18 protein-coding genes are annotated in these 19,280 nt (G+C 33.4%); 16 read left to right on the top strand and 2 right to left on the bottom strand.

Features of this window, described 5'->3' with window-relative positions; translation table 11 throughout:
- The first annotated feature begins 69 nt into the window (after positions 1–69).
- From gcvPA to tpx, 14 genes are all read left to right on the top strand, one after another.
- On the top strand, positions 70–1,407 hold the full coding sequence (gene gcvPA / locus HOG71_12320) for an aminomethyl-transferring glycine dehydrogenase subunit GcvPA (GenBank protein MBT5991628.1): 1,338 nt from the start codon (positions 70–72) through the stop codon (positions 1,405–1,407).
- 8 nt (positions 1,408–1,415) lie between these two features.
- A complete protein-coding gene (gene ubiE, locus HOG71_12315) occupies positions 1,416–2,144 on the top strand; it encodes a bifunctional demethylmenaquinone methyltransferase/2-methoxy-6-polyprenyl-1,4-benzoquinol methylase UbiE (protein MBT5991627.1) in 729 nt (242 codons plus the stop codon).
- A 17-nt stretch (positions 2,145–2,161) separates the two neighbouring features.
- Positions 2,162–2,824 (top strand): PorT family protein, encoded by a 663-nt coding sequence (locus HOG71_12310; GenBank protein MBT5991626.1) that lies wholly within the window; start codon positions 2,162–2,164, stop codon positions 2,822–2,824.
- A 90-nt stretch (positions 2,825–2,914) separates the two neighbouring features.
- Entirely contained in the window at positions 2,915–3,574 is a 660-nt protein-coding gene (locus HOG71_12305) for a bifunctional nuclease family protein (protein MBT5991625.1), read from the top strand.
- A gap of 109 nt (positions 3,575–3,683) precedes the next feature.
- The gene (locus HOG71_12300; GenBank protein MBT5991624.1) at positions 3,684–5,258 is read left to right on the top strand and encodes a Na+ dependent nucleoside transporter; all 1,575 of its coding nucleotides are present in this window, start codon (positions 3,684–3,686) and stop codon (positions 5,256–5,258) included.
- An 86-nt stretch (positions 5,259–5,344) separates the two neighbouring features.
- Complete coding sequence (locus tag HOG71_12295; GenBank protein ID MBT5991623.1) at positions 5,345–7,342, top strand: hypothetical protein; 1,998 nt, start codon at positions 5,345–5,347, stop codon at positions 7,340–7,342.
- A 281-nt stretch (positions 7,343–7,623) separates the two neighbouring features.
- Positions 7,624–8,997 carry an AAA family ATPase gene (locus HOG71_12290; protein MBT5991622.1) on the top strand — a complete coding sequence of 458 codons (1,374 nt, stop codon included), beginning with the start codon at positions 7,624–7,626 and terminating at the stop codon, positions 8,995–8,997.
- 110 nt (positions 8,998–9,107) lie between these two features.
- Positions 9,108–10,154 (top strand): endolytic transglycosylase MltG, encoded by a 1,047-nt coding sequence (mltG, locus tag HOG71_12285; protein ID MBT5991621.1) that lies wholly within the window; start codon positions 9,108–9,110, stop codon positions 10,152–10,154.
- Between the two features lie 4 nt (positions 10,155–10,158).
- Positions 10,159–10,566 carry an acyl-CoA thioesterase gene (locus tag HOG71_12280; GenBank protein MBT5991620.1) on the top strand — a complete coding sequence of 136 codons (408 nt, stop codon included), beginning with the start codon at positions 10,159–10,161 and terminating at the stop codon, positions 10,564–10,566.
- 70 nt (positions 10,567–10,636) lie between these two features.
- Positions 10,637–11,527, top strand: coding sequence for a YihY/virulence factor BrkB family protein (locus HOG71_12275; GenBank protein ID MBT5991619.1), 891 nt, complete (start codon positions 10,637–10,639; stop codon positions 11,525–11,527).
- A 676-nt stretch (positions 11,528–12,203) separates the two neighbouring features.
- Positions 12,204–12,779, top strand: a complete 576-nt coding sequence (locus tag HOG71_12270) for a Crp/Fnr family transcriptional regulator (protein ID MBT5991618.1) — start codon at positions 12,204–12,206, stop codon at positions 12,777–12,779.
- Positions 12,780–12,863: 84 nt separating this feature from the next.
- Entirely contained in the window at positions 12,864–13,847 is a 984-nt protein-coding gene (locus HOG71_12265) for an NADP-dependent oxidoreductase (GenBank protein ID MBT5991617.1), read from the top strand.
- 18 nt (positions 13,848–13,865) lie between these two features.
- Positions 13,866–14,714 carry a protein deglycase HchA gene (hchA, locus tag HOG71_12260; GenBank protein ID MBT5991616.1) on the top strand — a complete coding sequence of 283 codons (849 nt, stop codon included), beginning with the start codon at positions 13,866–13,868 and terminating at the stop codon, positions 14,712–14,714.
- A gap of 37 nt (positions 14,715–14,751) precedes the next feature.
- Positions 14,752–15,249: a thiol peroxidase gene (gene tpx / locus HOG71_12255; GenBank protein ID MBT5991615.1), complete on the top strand. Its 498-nt coding sequence runs from the start codon at positions 14,752–14,754 to the stop codon at positions 15,247–15,249.
- 322 nt (positions 15,250–15,571) lie between these two features.
- On the opposite strand, the gene HOG71_12250 is transcribed toward tpx, so the two are convergent.
- Entirely contained in the window at positions 15,572–16,084 is a 513-nt protein-coding gene (locus HOG71_12250) for a hypothetical protein (GenBank protein ID MBT5991614.1), read from the bottom strand.
- Positions 16,081–16,305 (bottom strand): hypothetical protein, encoded by a 225-nt coding sequence (locus HOG71_12245; GenBank protein ID MBT5991613.1) that lies wholly within the window; start codon positions 16,303–16,305, stop codon positions 16,081–16,083. The genes HOG71_12250 and HOG71_12245 overlap by 4 nt, the downstream gene beginning before the upstream one ends.
- A 455-nt stretch (positions 16,306–16,760) precedes the next feature.
- Here HOG71_12245 and HOG71_12240 point away from each other — a divergent pair, with 455 nt between their 5' ends.
- Positions 16,761–17,402, top strand: a complete 642-nt coding sequence (locus HOG71_12240) for a hypothetical protein (protein ID MBT5991612.1) — start codon at positions 16,761–16,763, stop codon at positions 17,400–17,402.
- Positions 17,403–17,599: 197 nt separating this feature from the next.
- On the top strand, positions 17,600–19,018 hold the full coding sequence (locus HOG71_12235) for a TlpA family protein disulfide reductase (GenBank protein ID MBT5991611.1): 1,419 nt from the start codon (positions 17,600–17,602) through the stop codon (positions 19,016–19,018).
- Positions 19,019–19,280 lie beyond the last annotated feature (262 nt).

The raw sequence follows: 19,280 nt of genomic DNA, 5'->3' as shown, positions 1-19,280 counted from the left end.
ACAACTAAAATTATTAACTTGCCACCGCAAAAATATTGTCATTTAGTTAAAAACATCATAATAAAAAATATTTACATGACTTACATTCCAAATACTGATGCTGAAAGAGCAGAAATGCTTAAGATTATTGGTGTAAATTCATTTGAAGATTTAATTTCAAATATTCCTGCTTCATTAAGATTAAAAGGTGATCTGAAAATTTCAGATGCTTTTTCTGAATATGAAGTATTAAAGCATATGAGAGATTTAAGTAATAAAAATGAAACCGTAACGGAATTTGCCAGCTATTTAGGTGGAGGCGCTTACGATCATTTTATTCCAGCAATTGTTGATCATGTCATATCTCGTCCAGAGTTTTACACAGCATATACACCCTATCAGGCAGAATTATCCCAAGGTACTTTACAGGTTATGTATGAATTTCAATCATGTGTAAGTATGTTAGCCGGATTGGATATTGCCAATGCTTCATTATATGATGGAGGAAGTGCTATTGCTGAAGCAGCTATTATGGCCATGAATATAAGCCGAAAAGATAAAATTCTGGTTGCATCTACACTTCACGATCATTATAAGGAAGTATTAACAACTTATTTATCTGGAATAAGTGTCACTTATGATGAAATCGCAGAAGATGATGGAACCATTAGTCTGGCTGATTTAAAGTCAAAATTGAGTGATGATGTAGCCGCTGTCATCGTGCAACATCCTAACTTTTTTGGCAATTTGGAGCAAGTTGATGAAATCAACAAATTAGTGAAAGAGTTTCCCAAAGTACAGTTTATCGTTTCTTTTAATCCTATTACAGTTGGTATATTAAAATCACCAGGCGATTATGGAGCTGACATAGCTATTGCTGAGGGTCAACCGTTAGGTGTTCCATTGAGTTTTGGTGGACCTTACATCGGCTTATTCGCAACCAAGGACGCTAATATTCGTAAAATGCCGGGAAGAATGGCTGGTAAAACACTCGATTCAAAAGGCAAAGAGGGATTTGTATTGGCTTTACAAACACGCGAGCAACACATCAAGCGCGAAAAAGCAACATCGAATATTTGTACAAACCAAGGTCTTATTACATTGGCCGTTCTAACCTACCTGACTTATATTGGAAAAGAAGGTTTAGTCGAAGTAGCTAAGCAATGTTATAACAAGGCACATTATTTGGCAGAAGAAATTGAAAAAATACCTGGATTTGAGTTAAAATACAAGAAAGAGTTTTTCAATGAATTTGCCATCAATTGTGAGAAAAATGTAGATGATATACTGGCCAAATTGCACGATCAAAAGATAATGGGTGGTTTGAATCTTAAGAAATTTGGAAACACAGGCTTATTAATAGCAGTTACAGAAAAGAGAAGCAAAGCGGAACTCGACAATTATGTGGAGGTTCTAAAATCTTTGTAATCTAATTGATGAATAAAAATGAAGCTGACCTTGCCCGAGAGCAGGGAAAGAAGATATATGTGCGGGAAATGTTTAATTCTATTTCCCAAAAATACGATTTAATGGATCGTATACTCTCTCTTGGAATTGATATTAGATGGCGTAAAATTGCGACCAAAATATTGAAAGAGAATAATCCAAACATAGTATTGGATATTGCTACTGGAACAGCAGATTTAGCTATTCAGGAAGCAAAAGATTTGAATGCTGAAAGAATAATTGGCGTTGACATTTCAGAAAAAATGTTAGAAGTAGGTCAGGTCAAAGTTGAAAAACTTAAACTGGATAATGTAATTGAGCTTCAGCTTGGTGATTCAGAAAATCTTATTTTTGAAGACAATTTTTTTGATGCAGTTAGCGTTTCTTTTGGCGTAAGGAACTTTGAAAATTTGAATCAAGGTTTGAAAGAGATGCATAGAGTTCTTAAGAAGGATGGTAAATTGTTAATTATGGAATTTTCAATGCCTAGTTCAAAACTAATTAAGGCATTGTATCTTTTTTATTTTAATAGAGTTGTACCTTTAATTGGTCGAATTATAAGCGGTAATGTTTATGCATACCGTTATTTACCCGAATCTGTTGAGCAGTTTCCTTATGGAGAAGCGTTTTTATCATTATTAAAAGAAATTGGTTTTAGTAAGTTAGAGGCAAAAACATTAAGTTTAGGAATTTGTACAATATACACAGGCATAAAATAATAGTAATCATACTTTTAATGGTGCTTTTTCCGGTCTTGTTAAATGCACAAACCAGAAACTTGCCTCGTTTTGATTATGGACGTAAAATTCATTTTGGGTTTACTTTAGGCACCAGCTTTTCCACTTTTAAGTACGAATTTTCACCCAAGTTTTATGAAGAAACCTCCTTATTAACAGTGGAGATGAAACGAATACCAGGCATTACTATTGGTGCTGTTTCTGATATTCATTTTGGACAATTTTTTGACTTAAGAGCATTACCTTCATTGGTACTTTCTTCTCGTTCTATTAATTACTATTTTGCTGACAATTCCATCATCACTAAAAGCATTGAATCGGTCTTTTTTGAGTTACCTGTTTTGGTTAAGTATAAATCTGTCAGACACGGAAATATTCGATTTTATGTTATCGGAGGAGCAAAGGGATCATGGGATTTTGGTTCCGATGCACAAGCTGTTCGTGATCCAAATAATTCAGTAGTTGCTATTAAACCTTTCTCATATGCCTATGAATTTGGATGTGGATTCGATATGTATTTTTATTTCTTTAAGTTTTCTCCCGAAATCAAGCTCAGTAGAGGCATAAACAATATACTTGCCCCTTATGATGATATTTATACAGGCATATTTGACAAGTTTTATTCAAATTTTGTTTTCATTTCCTTTCATTTTGAAGGATAATGTATATCAATTACCTTAGCTTTAAATTTCACTTAAAATTTTCTTTTCTGAAGCGCTTGAGTTAACTTTGATCAGTCATAATTTATTTAGATGCAAAAAGTACAGTTGAAAATATTGGGTATTTCATCAGGCAATGTAGCTTCTTCCTATACGCTTCTATTGGAAGAAGTGAATGGAGAACGTAAGTTACCAGTCGTAATTGGAGTGCTTGAAGCGCAAGCTATAGCTATTGAAATTGAGAAGATTGAGCCCTTACGTCCTATGACTCATGATCTTTTTAAAATGTTCTCAAATTCATTTGGAATCAGAGTTAAGGAAGTGATTATTCATAAAATTCATGAGGGAATTTTTTATGCGAATTTGATTGCAACTGATGGCACAACTAGTCAGGAAATTGATTCCAGAACTTCCGATGCAATTGCCTTGGCTTTGCGATTTAATTGTCCGATTTATACCTTTGAAAGTGTGATTGAAGAGGCTGGAATTTCTATGAAATCAATGGATATTAAAGGAACCCAAGCAGAAGAGAAACTTACTGAAGGTTTTGAGGAGAATGAAGACGAGTTAGAAGAGTCTGTGCAGGCATTGCTTGAGAAAGAAGAAGATTACAACAACTATTCTGTGAGTCGCTTAAAAACTTTATTGAAAGAAGCCATTAATCGGGAAGATTATTTCAAAGCAGCTAAGATAAGAGACATCATAAAAAAAATCGAAGAAGATAATGAATCCACTGAAACTGATTCAAATTAGGCCAAAGCGCAAACTCTTTTATTTCTTTATCCTATTTATTATTTCCACTTTACAAATTGCACAAGCCAGCAATATTGAAATTAGTAATTTCAAAAAGCAGTGGAATTTTATGCCCAGTCAGGCAGGGAAAATTGGTGTTAAAAAAACTGTCCCAATTGCTCATTTAACATTATCAATCAATGAAAACGGCAGCTATGTATATTCAAATACTAAAAGTAAGCTAGAGCTAAAAGGGCAATGGAATTTTATCGATAGCACATCTACTTTGGTTTTGAAATCATCCTCTTCTCATGTTCAGGAATTCGAAATAATTAAGTGTAATGAAAGAGAGTTAGTCATTAAAAATTCCACTCATGTATTTGTTTTGCGATCGTCATCAATAAGTTCGAACTTATTTGCTGATTACCGGGGTATACTTGGAATTTTAGTATTAGTTTTCTTTGCATTTTTAATCAGTAATAATAAAAAGGGCATCAATTGGCGAATTCCCTTGGTTGGTATAAGTCTGCAGATAATTTTTGCATTTAGTATTTTGAAAATTGGTGTGGTTCAAACTGGTTTTGGTTATATTTCTAGGTTCTTTGTTGAATTATTAGCGTTTACTGATAAAGGTTCTGCTTTTGTTTTTGGTTCTTTGGTAGAAAACACAGATTCTTTTGGGATTATTTTCGCTTTCAAAATACTACCAACTGTTTTGTTCTTTTCAGCTTTTACGTCCTTGCTCTATTACTTTGGTATTTTGCAGAAAATTGTTTTCGTTTTTGCTTGGGTAATGAAAAAAACAATGAGCTTGTCGGGTGCGGAAAGTTTGGCTGCTGCCTCCAATGTTTTTATTGGTCAAACCGAAGCTCCATTGGTTATTAAGCCCTATTTGGAGAAAATGACCAAATCTGAAATAATGGCACTCATGACAGGAGGTATGGCCACAATTGCAGGAGGTGTACTTGCAGCTTACATTGGTTTTTTAGGAGGATCAGATCCTGAACAACAAAGGCTATTTGCAACACACCTGCTTACAGCATCCATAATGAATGCTCCAGCGGCTCTATTCATAGCTAAAATCATGCATCCCGAGAGTGAAAAGATTGATAAAGATCTGAAAGTTTCAAAAGAAGTTGTAGGTAGCAATGTGTTGGATGCCTTAGCTAAAGGAACAACTGACGGATTGAAACTAGCAGTCAATGTTGGGGCAATGCTCTTGGTGTTTACAGCTTTAATGGCCATGCTTAATTATGTGGTTTTCAATTGGATTGGAGCTCCTACAGGATTAAATGAAATTATTGCTGTAAATAGTGGAGGACAATACGAAGGCCTAAACATGCAGTACTTATTGGGGATGATTTTTGCCCCAATTGCCTGGTTAATTGGGATTCCTAATGTGGACTTGGTAATGGTTGGCCAGCTTTTAGGTGAAAAAACCATATTGAATGAGTTCTATGCATATGCTAGTATGTCTAATCTGAAAAATTCCTTCCTGTTAACTGATCCAAGGTCAGTGATTATTACAACCTATGCTTTGTGTGGGTTTGCAAATTTTGCTTCAATTGGGATTCAAATAGGAGGTATCAGTGCATTGGCTCCCGGGCAGCGGAAAAATCTTTCAAAATTGGGTTTGAAGGCACTCGCTGGTGGCACAATTGCATCACTTTTATCAGCGAGTATAGCAGGTATGATCATTGGTTAACGATTGCATTGCTTTCCACATCTTGCACAAAAGATTTATGAATTCTATTCCATGAATAGCCTTATTTTCGTTTTAAAATTAGGCATTTGATCCAAAAACAGAAATATTTGCTGCCTCTTTATGGCTTTTTTTCAATTGCTGTAATACTCTTTGTTACCTTGACTCAGAAAAGAACTGAGCTTGAAGTACTGCACTCTTCAGACGAGGAACTGGTATACAGTTTGGGTTTCCTTAATCTACACGATTCGGTGGAATATGTTGGTATTGAGGCTTGCAAAGAATGTCATTTAGATATGTGGAAAGCCTATATGCAAACGGGCATGGGACATTCATGGGGAGCTGCAAACAAAGAAAAAAGTGCATCTGTTTTTAATCCACATCTGCCTTTGTACGACTCTAAGTCAAACTACTATTATCAGCCTTTTTGGAACAATGGGCTAATGATGCTCAAGGAGTACAGAGTTGAAGAAGGAGACACAATATATGAGCGAACAGAAATAGTGGATTACATTGTTGGTTCGGGTCAGCATACCAATTCGCATATCCAAAGTGTAAATGGCTATCTTTTTCAGGTTCCTTTTACGTACTACACTCAAATCAGTTTATTGGATTTTCCCCCAGGTTTTGAAGGAGGTAATAATGCCCGATTTAGTCGAATAATTGGTCACGAATGCATTACATGTCATAATTCCTATCCAACTCCAGTCAAAGGTTCGTTAAATAAATACGAAGAAATCCCTTTAGGAATTAATTGTGAAAGATGCCATGGCCCTGGAGAATTGCATGTGGAAGCAATGAAATCAGGGAGGGTTGTGAATACTGATCTGCAGGCTGACTTCACCATTGTTAATCCAAAACGATTATCAGCTGATTTGCAATTTGAACTTTGCGCAAGATGTCATACGCAAGGAAATGCTGTTTTAAAAGAAGGAAAAGATTTTTATGACTTTAAACCCGGCATGTATTTAACCGAAGTTATGGATGTTTTCAGAGAAAAGTATGAAAATGAAGAGGACGCTTTTTGGATGGAAACACATCCCGAACGACTTCAAAGAAGCAAGTGTTTTCTTGCTACTCAAAATCATCCCGATTTCAAACCTTTGACCTGTACAAAATGTCATTTTACGGCATCTATGCGACATATCAGTTATAAAGAAACACCCATAGATACTTTTCGAAATCAATGTATGAGCTGTCATAATACGGATAATAAGCTTGTATGTCAGGAAAGCTTTTTGGAAAGAAATAAGCAAAACGACAACTGCATGACTTGTCATATGGTAAAAACCGGTGTTTTCGATATTCCACATGTGCGAATCTCTGATCATTATATAAGGGTTACGGATAAATGGAAAAAAGAGATAAAAAGTACTGATGAAATTGAAACAGGTGCATTTCTTGGTTTAAAGTGCATGACCAATAGTAATCCTGATAATTTAACAATAGGTAGGGCTTATTTGTATCATTTTGAAAAGTTTAATCCAGATCCTTCCTTATTGGATTCAGCCAGCTTTTATTTTAAAAAGTATTCGGAAATTGAAATTGTTGAATGGTGGATTTACTACTATTTTTTAGCACAGAACTACAACAAAATAATTCAACTGACTGAAAAAAACGTAAAGAATGAAGTGTTTGAAAATCCAGTGATGAATTATCAGATTGGGCAGTCGTATCATTATTTGAAATTAATCGACAAGGCTATTCAATATTTTTCAATCGCAGTAAATCAGCAGCCTTATAATCTTGATTACCGAAATAAACTGGGTACTGAATATCTCCTAAAAAAGAAATATGCCGAAGCTCAGAGAGAGTTTGAATTTATTATTACGGAGAATCCAAAGATTCCAATTGCGCATAATAATCTTGGTTTTATAAATTTAATAAGTAATAATTTTCCAGCAGCTGAAAAAAACTTCAATGCTGCATTACGGATTGATCCAGATTATTTTAATGCTCATTTAAACTTGTTAAAACTATACATCAGCAGGAGAGAAATTTTGCGTGCAAAGGAGTATTACAGTTTATTGAATCAAAAATATCCTTCAAATTCCGAATTGAATGAGTTTAGGAAGCTGATGAACTAATGTGAGTTCTAAAATCTTCTGAAACCTGTTTTAGCTCTTAATCAAGGTTGTTGTTTGCTTGAAACGCTTCCAAATCTTAAATAAAATCATACATTTGGAAGGATTACAAACAGGGGTAAGTATGTGTGAAAATCTAAATCCAATAAATATTAATAACTGAAACGCTTCCAAAACTCAAACAAAACTGTATATTTGGAAGGATTTAAAACATAATTGGATATTGTAATGAGGCGTGAAATATGCTAATTGGGCGAAAAAATGAAATAAAAACGCTGAATAAGATGCTGTCTAGCAATGCTTCAGAGTTAGTTGTAGTTTATGGAAGAAGAAGGATTGGGAAAACTTTTCTGATTCGAGAAATTTACAGAAAGCATATGGTGTTTGAACTAACCGGATATTATCAAGGTAATATGCGAGATCAGCTCCAAAACTTTCATAGTCAATTAAAATCTTCATCAAGCAGATTTAGTAAAACAAAAACTCCCGATAATTGGTTTTCCGCATTTCAATTAATGGAAGAATACCTGAACAGCTTGACGAAAAAAGAGAAGAAGGTAATATTTATTGATGAGTTTCCATGGATAGCTACCACACGGTCTAAGTTCCTAATGGCATTTGAACATTTTTGGAATACATACTGTAGCAAACGAAACGACCTTGTTGTTGTTATTTGTGGTTCTGCTGCATCTTTTATGATTAATAATATTGTTAAAAACAAGGGCGGCTTACATAACAGATTATCGTGTAAAATAAGGTTAATGCCTTTTAATCTAAACGAAACGTATCTTTTTTTGAAGAGTAAAAATATACAGCTAAACAATTACGATATTCTTCAGTTGTATATGGCTATTGGAGGAGTACCACACTATTTAAACAAAATAAATAAAGGTGAAAGTGTTATCCAAAATATTGATCGTTTATGTTTTGAAAGCAATGGCGATTTAGTTAATGAGTTTAATGAAATATTCACCTCATTATTTTCCAATTCTAAAACTCATGAAATTATTATTCGTCAATTATCTAAAACTAACAAAGGGGTTACTCGAAATAGATTGTTGGATTTATGCAAATTTGGAAGTGGAGGTGTTTTTACAAAAAGTCTTGATGAGTTAATTGAGTCTGGTTTTGTAAGCCAATATACTCCATTTGGGAAGAAAAGTAAAAGCTCACTTTTTAGGTTATCAGATGAATATTCACTGTTTTACCTTAAATTTATTGAACCAAATCAAGGACAAGGAAGCGGAACATGGGCAAATATGTTCGTTAAGCAGACCTATAAATCATGGTCTGGATTTGCCTTCGAAACTATTTGCCTGAAACATGTGTTACAAATTAAAAAGGAATTGGGTGTGTCAAAAATTTTTACAATACATTCAAGTTGGTTCAATGATAAAGCCCAAGCTGACCTTGTTATTGATCGTGATGATGGAATTATAAACCTGTGTGAAATTAAATTTCACAATAGTCCATTTACAATAAACAAAGTCGACTATGAAAAGCTTAAGAATAAAAAACTTCAGTTTCTGCTAAGTTCAGGAACAAGAAAAAATGTTTTTATCAGCATGCTAACCACTTATGGTGTTTCAGAAAATGCGAATAGTCTTGAGCTGGTCACAAATAACTTAACCATGGACTGTCTTTTTGTAGAAGATTAGCTCGAATTGAGAAAATGATTGCTTTGTCATATGGTTAATAAATCCTTTATATACCTAATCATGCATTTTCTCAGGATGTAGTAGATTTGCAACCTTGATTTAGAATAATTATGGCAAGAAGAAAAAAAAGAAAATCACCCTTTTCGGGAGTCCTCATTGTATTCATCATACTTTCATTAATTGTGCTATTGGTTGGATATAAATTCTATTTAGGAATTTTTGCTCCCAACATCAATCCGGCTTACATCCAAAAACATGATGTGATTGAAATTAAAAGCGGAATGACTTACGATCAAGTACTGGATCAATTTGAAAGAGACAGTGTGTTATTGGATTTGCGTTCGTTTAAATTAGTGGCAAAAAAAATGAATTATGCCAATCATATTTATGCCAGACGTTATCCTGTTACAAAAGACATGAATAATTATGATTTGATCAAAATGCTTAGAGCAGGAAATAATACACCTTTCATGCTTACTATTGATAAATACCGAACAATTTATGAACTAGCTGGTGGAATAGGAGCGCAGCTTGAAATTGACTCAGCCGAAATAGTAGATTTTATACTCGAAAAGGATTTTTTAAATGAACATAATCTGAATAGTGAGAATGCGCTTTCTTATTTCATACCAAATAGTTATGAATTTTATTGGAATACGTCAATAGAGAATTTTTTCAATCGTATGCAAAAAGAAGCAGATAAATTCTGGAATGAAGAAAGAATAGAAAAAGCTAAAGCTATTCGTTTTTCAAAAGCCGAAGTTTACACCATGGCTTCCATTGTACAAGAGGAGGCTGTTTATGAAAGCGAGTTGGAGAGAATTGCAGGAGTTTATCTGAACAGGATGCGAAAAAAAATGAGGCTACAAGCAGATCCTACTATCAAGTTTTTAATCAAAGACAGAAAAGACCAAAAACTTTATTTGAATGATTATAAGATTACTTCGTCCTACAATACCTATGAGAATTCAGGATTGACACCTGGCCCAATTATCATGGCTCGTATGAGTGCTATGGATGCAGTGCTAAACGCAGAAAGACATGAGTTTCTCTATTTTTGTGCCAAGGCAGATGGAAGTGGCTTTCATGAGTTTTCAACAAACTTGAGGCAACATACTAATTACCGCAACCTATATTTAAGAAGTAAAAAGAAATAAGTTTATGTTCCAACACGATACAACAGTTAGGGTTTTATATGCAGATACAGATGTGATGGGTGTTGTATATTATGGCAATTATCCCAAATTTTATGAAATAGGAAGAACAGAAATGATTCGAAGTTTAGGTATGCCCTATGCCGATTTGGAACGAACGGGGATAATTATGCCTGTTAGAGACATGACATGCAATTATATTAAATCGGCCCATTACGACCAAGTATTGACTATTCGAACAAGAATAGAGGAGATTCCTAAGGCCCGAATGAAATTTTTTTACGAAATTTATAATGAAAATAAAGAGTTGGTTCATACTGGGGAAACCACTCTGGTCTTTTTGGATATGAAAACCAATAGACCAGTTAGGGCTCCAGAACTATTAATCAAAAAACTGAAACCTTACTTTGAATAGAACGAAAACACTTAGAAAACTTATCCTGTTAAAGGATAGAATTAAAAACTATAGAATAATAGTTTATTTAATGAGTATTAGTTTTCCAGGTTTTGCAGGTGTTCCTTTATATGGTGTAATTCGTTTTTTTTATACGCAATTAATGCGTGAGTCAATAGCTCTTCGGTCAGGTGCAACAGCTTACAGTTTTTTCCTATCTCTTTTTCCAGCATTAATATTTTTGTTTACATTGATACCATACTTTCCGATAGAAAACCTATACCAGGAAATCGTTTTTCTTATGAATGAATATATGCCCGCAAATGTTTTTCAAACCATAGAAACAACCTTAAGCGACATTATTTTAAAAAAGCGTGGGAGTCTATTATCCTTGGGTTTTATTCTTTCGATTTATTTTGCATCTAATGGAATAAATACACTGCTGGTTGCATTTAATCGCAAGTTAAAAAGACCTTGGTGGAAAAAATATCTGATTGCTGTATCATTAACTTTCGCCATTTCTTTTATGATATTAATTGCCATGTCATTTCAGATAGGTGGCGAGGTATTCATCAGTTATTTCAAAGATTCCATGATTTTTCAAGGGAATTGGGTTGTTTATTTTATTTGGACATTTAAATTGCTGATTACACTATTTATGTCGATTACAGCTATATCTCTTCTTTACTTTTTTGCTACGGTTAAAGAAGAACGTTTTCGTTTTTTTAGTCATGGTGCTTACTTAGCCACCATACTCGTGGTATTGGTTTCCTACGGCTTTGGATATTATGTAGAAAACTTTGCCCAATACAACAGGCTTTATGGCTCTATTGGAGCTATTATCGTTTTACTGGTTTGGTTATACCTGAGTGCTTTATCGCTCATTACCGGATACGAATTCAATCAAAGCATAGTGAAAGCAAAAGCCCAAGCGGATGAAAAGCTTTCCTTGCTTGCTGATGAAGAAGATGAAGAAGATTGATGGTTTTCGAAGGTTCATCAATAAAATTTCCAAGCTTCATTATGAAAAATTGAAACATCATTTCTTGAGCAGAAAGAGCAGACGTTTAGCATCTTAAGCAAGGTTGATGCTCATGTCCACCGATTTTACCACCAATTTTGCACTATTTTGGTTGTCTTTCAGAGATAAAAAAACTTATCCAAATTGAGCAAAATAATATTTTAGAATTTGTTCATTACTGATCAATATCGAATCTTCATTCTAATTAGGAAATACATTGTAGATAATGTAATGTCTAAATGGTTCAAGTATGCCTTTTTTCTATCAAATAATAAATATGGTCCTATTATTTGTACCATGCTAAAGAAAGAACATATTTTTCCAAAAGCAATGGTTACGATAGTTTGAATTGATTTGGGTTCGAACTTAAAATCAAAATATTTATATTTACTCGTTTTATGTTACAGCCTAAAGTTAAAATTCTTTTTCATTAGTATTCTTCTGTTTTATTTCAAATTCAAAGCATTTTAAGTCTATATTACACGTTCAAATTGATGATGGAAATTATTAGATAATAGTAATGAAACGATAAAGGCAATTGACTGTAGCTATTGATACAAGAATAGCTAACTTAGCATATTGTTTCTAGGGTTTGTCCCTAAACTCCCGTTGTGAGTAATTACCCTATTATTGAGAAATGGAATATTTAATAAAAAAAATAAAGGAAAGCATAATTTTAAGCATAGAAGCAGAAGAGTATCTTATTTCTATTTCAAAAGAAAAAATAGTTCCAAAAGGATCAATCTTAATCCGTCAAGGACAAAGGGTAAATAAAATATTTTTTGTTACAGGCGGTTGTTTAAGATCCTACTGCATTGATAAAAACGGGAAAGAGCACACCCTGCATTTTGCTATTAAAAATGACTGGATAAGTGATTATATCGCTATTCACGGAAATGAATCTGCAACGCTAACCATTGAATGCCTTACAGAATCAAACATCATCGAGTTTAATGCTGAAAAGATTAATGGAATGCTCAAGCTATTTCCTGAATTAGAACCCTTTCAAAGGGGGAATTTAGAACGTCTTTTTGTAAGTCTGCAAAAAAGAATTTTAAATCAGTTACAATTATCTGCTGCTGAAAGGTATGATTTGTTTTTAGAGGAATACCCCGATGTAGAGCAGCATACCCGGAATTATCACATTGCATCTTATTTAGGTATCACGCAAGAAAGCTTGAGCCGTATTCGGGTTGAAAAAGCAAGAAAATAGCTTTCTTACCATAGGTCAATTTTTTACTGTACCCCTCACTCTATCTTTGTATCAAAATATTATGAACAGTTAATTGATACAGATATGAAAGCATTACAAATAGTAAAATACGGTGAATTAAGAGATAGCTTGGCCTTTAACGAAGTAAGCAAACCGAGCATTCAAGAAACAGATGTACTTATAGAAGTTAAGGCTGCTGCCATTAACCCCATAGACAAAATTATTGTCTTGGGACATCTGCAAGGCATGCTTCCTATTCCTCTACCGAGTACCACTGCCTATGATGTTAGTGGAATAGTAGTCGAGAAAGGTGATAAAGTAAAGAATTTTGAAATTGGAGACTTGGTTTATTCCCGGGTACCTCAAGAACAAATGGGAACAATAGCAGAATATGTTGCTGTTACTAGTATTGCCGTTTCAAAAAAACCTGGAAATATTTCTTTCGAAGAAGCTGCAAGTTTACCATTAGCAGGACTTACTGCCATGCAATCCTTGGAATTCGCAGGGATAAAGGAAAACGATAAAGTGCTTATTCATGCAGGTTCAGGGGGTGTAGGTAGTATAGCTATTCAGTATGCCAAGGCAAAAGGAGCCTATGTATATACAACCACAAGTACTAGCAATGTAAAGTGGGTGAAAGAACTTGGAGCAGACCACGTAATTGATTACAAAACGGAGGACTATAAAAACATCGTAAAAGACGCTGATATAGTTTTTGACACACTTGGCAACAACTATTCTTTGGAAGCATTGCAAGTTATAAGGCAAGGTGGAAAAGTTATTAGCATTGCCGGTCCCCTAGATGAAGAAATTGCTAAACTGTTTGGGATGGCTGACTACAAATTACCAGAAGAATTAGCTAAACTAATTAGTGCTAAAAACGCAGCGTACAAATATATTTTCATGCAGCCGAATGGAGCACATTTGAATGAAATTAAATTATTGGTTGAAGATGAAAAAATCAAACCAATCATTGATAAAGTTTATTCATTCTCTGAGAGTATTGATGCATTCACACATCTTGCCTCAGGAAGAGCAAAAGGTAAAATTGTTATTAAGATTAAGTAAAGCCTTAAAAAAAATGATATGCTAAAGAAAATATTAGGAATTGCACCAAAATTAGAATCAGATGGATCTTATAGTCCTTCAAAACTTGCTTTAAAATTAGGAACGGTTAACACAACTGATTTTGAAAATATTTCATACACAAAATACCAAGGCAATAAGTCGAAGATCTTAGTGATTTTCACCGAACAAAAAAACATGAAAATGAAGAATGGCAAATTGTTTTCTACAGGAAATCATCCGGTAGAAGCCTTATTGCCTATGCTGCATCTTAAAAATGCTGGTTTTGATTTTGAAATAGCTACTCCCACTGGAAAACCTGTAGTTTTTGAAATGTGGGCCTTTCCAGAAAAAGATGAACATGTAAAAGCAATTTATAATGACTTCAAAACCAGCTTTGAAAACCCAATGAAATTAGCGGACTTTATCGGTTCTTTTTTCAACGATACCGCATCTTATGCAGCGCTATTCGTGCCTGGTGGACACGGAGCTATGATAGGTATTCCTGAAGACGAAAACGTTGGAAAGGTATTAAATTGGGCTCATCAAAACGATTTATTTACTATAAGCCTTTGCCATGAGCCCGGTTCATTTTTAGCAACCACGCTCAATGATCAAAAATTTATTTACGAAGGATACAAAATGGCGGTATTCCCTGATTCGGTAGATAAGATGACGCCTATGATTGGTTATTTGCCAGGACAAATGCCTTGGGGTTTAAGTGAGAAACTAAAGAGCTTAGGAGCTAATATTATAAATACCAAATCAGACAAAACCGTTTGTTTGGATAGAAAATTAATCACTGGTGCAAGTCCATTAGCTTCTAATGAATTGGGAAAACTTGCAGCTGAAACCTTATTAAAACAATAGAATTAATACCTTCTTACAATAATATAAAACATATAATATGACAAAAATTACATTAAAAGGTAACACTATAAATACAAGTGGAGAATTACCAAAAGTTGGAAGCTTAGCGAAGGACTTCAAACTGATAGCACCAGACTTATCTACCAAAACATTGAACAACTTTAAAGGAAAGAATTTAGTGTTAAATATTTTCCCAAGTATTGACACTGGAACGTGTGCAGCATCAGTTCGCAACTTTAATAAATCAGCTGCTAATCTTAATAATACTAGTGTTTTGTGTATCTCAAGGGATTTGCCATTTGCTCAAACAAGATTTTGTGGAGCAGAAGGAATTGAAAATGTATTTATGCTATCAGATTTTAATACTGGTCAATTTGGTAAAGATTACGGTTTAAACATTATAGATGGACCACTAGCAGGTCTAAATTCAAGAAGTATCGTTGTTATTAATACTGAAGGTAGGGTGATTTATTCAGAGCAAATAGCTGAAACTACCGATGAACCGAACTACGATTTGGCTCTAGAAAGTTTGTAAAACACCAATAAGGAAAAGAATTGTGTTTGCATAGCAAGTAATTGTAGTTCTATTCCTTACAAGCAATTCTGGTGGACTTGGGTTCGAAAATGCAATGCCACCGCTAATGCCACCGGTCCATATCAAAGTTTAAAGATTTGCAAAGAGAGTGAAAAAGAAAAAGCCTTTAAATTTCATCAATTTAAAGGCTTTCTTTCATTTTAAAAGTGCATTTTAATGCATTTAAATAATTTCAGATCTACGTCTATTAATCGCTTATTATCAGTACTATATTCGCTTACTGTAGGGGAGGGTTTATTTCATGATCCCGTTTTGAGGTAGTTCAATCCAAAACCTTCGTGCTACGCATGTATACTTTTTTCTGGTTCATAACCTTAAGCCCACTTAGGTCAGGACAATAAAAAAACCCAACACTCATGTGCTGGGCTTTTCTTGCGCGGAGAGTAGGTAAGCCATACTTTTTTGATAGTAGTGTGTTGATAATAGTCATCCATCCAAGCTTAAACTTGATAGTATCTAATGTTAGTTCTGACAATGGATTGATGTTGTATTCTTTTTGGCTGACCGGACTTTGCGCTATAACAGATTTGCCTGAAAGGATCTGCATATAAGGTTGTGTAACTTTCAAGCTTCCTCGGGTTGGATTTTGCAATTGCAGTTCAAATCCAACTTCCAATCCTCCTGAAAATGGATTTTTATCAGCATTGATAACTCTTGGATTGAGGATATTGATCTTCAACTCTTCAGTGACATTGAAGGCTTGAACTGCTGAAAACAATTTGCTGATACCGAAGATGCCCAATCCTGCAACGAATACTTTCCCAACGGCATTCATGATTTACTCCTTTTTCTTTTGATAAAAGCTCGGAGTTCATCAAATCCCAGTTTGATGGAATAACCAATGAAGGCAGATAATGCTGCATAAAAGGCTACATCAATTACTTGTGGCAATGAAATATGGCAAAGGATAAAACCAGAATTGATAGCTTTGGCAACTCCTCCGATTACTCCTGATGAGGTGGTGATTATTGAATTGTGAATGGATTGTAAAGGCATTTATGCTTGCTTTTTGAATTTGAAGGCAAACATAGGAGGGGCTTATATTCTGTTGTATAATAAAACCTTATAATACTGCTCAATTCGTATAAAAGCTAATAATTACTAAATGATTCTAGAAATCTAATTGTATAACTATACATGCAATAATAAAATAATAGACCTAGATTATTATAGCAGCGTTAGATGTTTAAATCACACAATATGAACAGAATAGGAAGGTTTTGTCTCGAATTGTGACCTATTTAGACATTAAGTACATGTGCATAACAGGCATCTTGCACATTTTCAGGTTTCTGTATGTGTTTATATTTATTAATTAATGTACCTTCGAGTAAATTACTATTATCATTATTCATCGAATTTATACTAATTGTTTATTGAGGCTTATAGTCGGTAAATGTTGCTGACTAAGTGCTGGTGATAGTGTATAGTCAGTAGTTAGCAAGAATTTTATGAAACGATATACAATAATTTTCCTTGTACTTATTCTTTTTAGTTGTTCAAAAAATATTGAAGATGACTATGAATATCATTTTCCAGTAGATTGGTTTGAATATTTCTTTTTCCCAACAGGAAGTTGGTGGGTTTATAGTATAAATGATACAATAACAGATTCAATAGTAATTGATAATGAAAATTATAATTTATTATCTGATCAGATTCAAAAATACTTATTAGTTTATTCCCATTATCTAAGTGATTCGCTTGAAAAATTCTATGGAAATCATTCATTTAAGATTGAAAGGTCAAGTTATAAATGGATATTGTTTTCAGATTTATCAACAGACAACTATTATTGGAGTTTCCCTTTTTATTTTTTTAAATCTGACTTTGTTATTGGTGAACGCATGAACGGTCACATTAGGAATTATGATACCATGTTTATTGAAATTGCTGATACTAGTCCAGTGGTTCTTAAAACGGGTGAAATTAAAAATAGTGTTCATATTAAGGTATATTGGGGCTATCATAAAATGTATGTACCTGGTTATTCAGTAACTGACATTTGGTTTTCTAAACAAATTGGATTAACGAAGTTAAAATTCTATGATTCTACCGAAATTGAACTTAAGAAATATCAAATAAAGTATTAAAACTCTTGCTAACATCAGCTCCATCGTACGTTTAATTTTTCACTAAGGACTTAAAAATATATTTTTATAGAGACAAAAATTAAATAAAATGAAAAAAGCACCATTTGCGATACGATTTAATAAATCTCCATTGTTGTGCCTCATATAAAGGTAAAAGTACTAATTATGATTTTTGAATAAGAACTAAAAAAACTGATATGAAAACAATATTTATCATTTTATGCATAATGCAACTTTCTATTCAGGGGTTTTCCCAAGTTTTTATTTCTGGTGAAGTTAAGAATGCTCCCGTAGATGCACAAGTAATGCTTACGTATTACAATAATACAATTGAATATACAGAAGTCGAAGCAATCAATGTATTGCTTGATAGTTTAGGCTGTTTTAAATCAACTTTTACACTTAATAAGACAACACCAGCTAAACTTACAATATCAGATGAATATACGAATGTATTTATAGAAGCAAGCGATAGTTTGCACATTATTGTTGATTTTAGTGCGTTCGATGAGACAATCAAATATTTTGGTAGAGGGGCTGCAAACAATAATTATTTAGCTGCTGATTTATTAGCTAATTTCACAAAGAAAGCCAATAAGTATAATCATTTTAAGAGCGCTGAAAAATTCGAACTATATATTGATAGCCTCGAAAAATCAAATGTTGAGTTCTTAAAGTCACATGATTCACCTGAATTTACTACAGCTTTCAGAAATTACATAAATGTTACTACAAGATATAGATTCATCAACCCACGTTGGATGTTTACAATTGAATATGATAGGTCAACAAGAAGCTTTAGAATAAAAAAACTTCCTAAAGAGTATTATGACTTTCTTAAAACTATTGATCTAAATGATGAATTAGCGTTTGATAATATTACATACCAAATTGCCTTATCCCGATATCTCTCAGAAGTAGAAGAGCTAAAAATAATGTATCCAGATTCTATAAGTCCAGATCAAAAAGCAAAAATTCGTATACAGAAAAACTATGACTATAGAAAATCAATATTCAAAAACAAAGTTTTAGATGACCAACTCACCAGGTATCTTAAACGAAATATTGGACTTGTCATTTCAGATATTAAATTTACTGATGAGTTAATTAATGATTACAAATCAGTATGTAAAAATCCTGAATACATTTCAATTATTGATGAAATATATTCAAAAGCAATCAATCTTTCCTCTGGAAAAAATGCGCCTGACTTTACATTGATTAATGAAAAGAATGAACCTAATTCGCTTTCTTCTTTTAATGGGAAAATAGTATTTATTGATTTTTGGGCTACATGGTGTGCTCCATGTCTTGTTGCAATGCCAAAGACTATTGATCTTATGAATAAATTTAAAGACAATAAAGAAGTAATCTTTTTATATGTAAATGTAAATGATGATAAGGAAAAGTGGCGTAATTATATTTCAAAGAAGAAGATTGGTGGAGAACATTGGTATGCTGACAAAAAACAATCAGCTGAACTTTATAAATTATACAACTTTAGAGGCATTCCACACTATGTATTAATTGATAAAAAGGGAAAGCTAGTTAATGCAAATGCAGAATTTACAAAAGAACCTGAAAAGTTAATACTTGAGGCAATCAAATTGAAATAAGACAAACGCACAAAGGCTAATGAACAGTTTACACCTTCATTCATACTCTGGCTCCCCCAAAAACTCATATATTTTTTTGTATTGTCTTGGAAGTAATAACTTCCTTTTTCCTTCATAAATTTCGGGAGTGTAAATCAAACTCTGTCTGGTTATAATTTCCTTTAATTTCAAATTTATAATAATATTCATAATGCTGTTGTAATGTTGGTAACTTTTAGCTTTAGCGTTTAAAAAGTTATCAATATTTCAATGGCTTTGGTTT

It is taken from the genome of Bacteroidota bacterium (assembly GCA_018698135.1).
Lineage (GTDB): Bacteria > Bacteroidota > Bacteroidia > CAILMK01 > JAAYUY01 > JABINZ01.
This window is presented reverse-complemented; position numbering and strand designations above follow the sequence as displayed.

Coding starts and splice junctions, on each gene's coding strand:
- HOG71_12270 (MBT5991618.1), top strand. CDS start 12,204: ATGGAATATTTAATAAAAAAAATAAAGGAAAGCATAATTTTAAGCATA.
- HOG71_12310 (MBT5991626.1), top strand. CDS start 2,162: ATGGTGCTTTTTCCGGTCTTGTTAAATGCACAAACCAGAAACTTGCCT.
- HOG71_12290 (MBT5991622.1), top strand. CDS start 7,624: ATGCTGTCTAGCAATGCTTCAGAGTTAGTTGTAGTTTATGGAAGAAGA.
- HOG71_12250 (MBT5991614.1), bottom strand. CDS start 16,084: ATGAATGCCGTTGGGAAAGTATTCGTTGCAGGATTGGGCATCTTCGGT.
- HOG71_12235 (MBT5991611.1), top strand. CDS start 17,600: ATGAAAACAATATTTATCATTTTATGCATAATGCAACTTTCTATTCAG.
- hchA (MBT5991616.1), top strand. CDS start 13,866: ATGCTAAAGAAAATATTAGGAATTGCACCAAAATTAGAATCAGATGGA.
- ubiE (MBT5991627.1), top strand. CDS start 1,416: ATGAATAAAAATGAAGCTGACCTTGCCCGAGAGCAGGGAAAGAAGATA.
- HOG71_12305 (MBT5991625.1), top strand. CDS start 2,915: ATGCAAAAAGTACAGTTGAAAATATTGGGTATTTCATCAGGCAATGTA.
- HOG71_12300 (MBT5991624.1), top strand. CDS start 3,684: ATGCCCAGTCAGGCAGGGAAAATTGGTGTTAAAAAAACTGTCCCAATT.
- mltG (MBT5991621.1), top strand. CDS start 9,108: ATGGCAAGAAGAAAAAAAAGAAAATCACCCTTTTCGGGAGTCCTCATT.
- HOG71_12275 (MBT5991619.1), top strand. CDS start 10,637: ATGAGTATTAGTTTTCCAGGTTTTGCAGGTGTTCCTTTATATGGTGTA.
- HOG71_12280 (MBT5991620.1), top strand. CDS start 10,159: ATGTTCCAACACGATACAACAGTTAGGGTTTTATATGCAGATACAGAT.
- HOG71_12265 (MBT5991617.1), top strand. CDS start 12,864: ATGAAAGCATTACAAATAGTAAAATACGGTGAATTAAGAGATAGCTTG.
- HOG71_12240 (MBT5991612.1), top strand. CDS start 16,761: ATGAAACGATATACAATAATTTTCCTTGTACTTATTCTTTTTAGTTGT.
- HOG71_12245 (MBT5991613.1), bottom strand. CDS start 16,305: ATGCCTTTACAATCCATTCACAATTCAATAATCACCACCTCATCAGGA.
- tpx (MBT5991615.1), top strand. CDS start 14,752: ATGACAAAAATTACATTAAAAGGTAACACTATAAATACAAGTGGAGAA.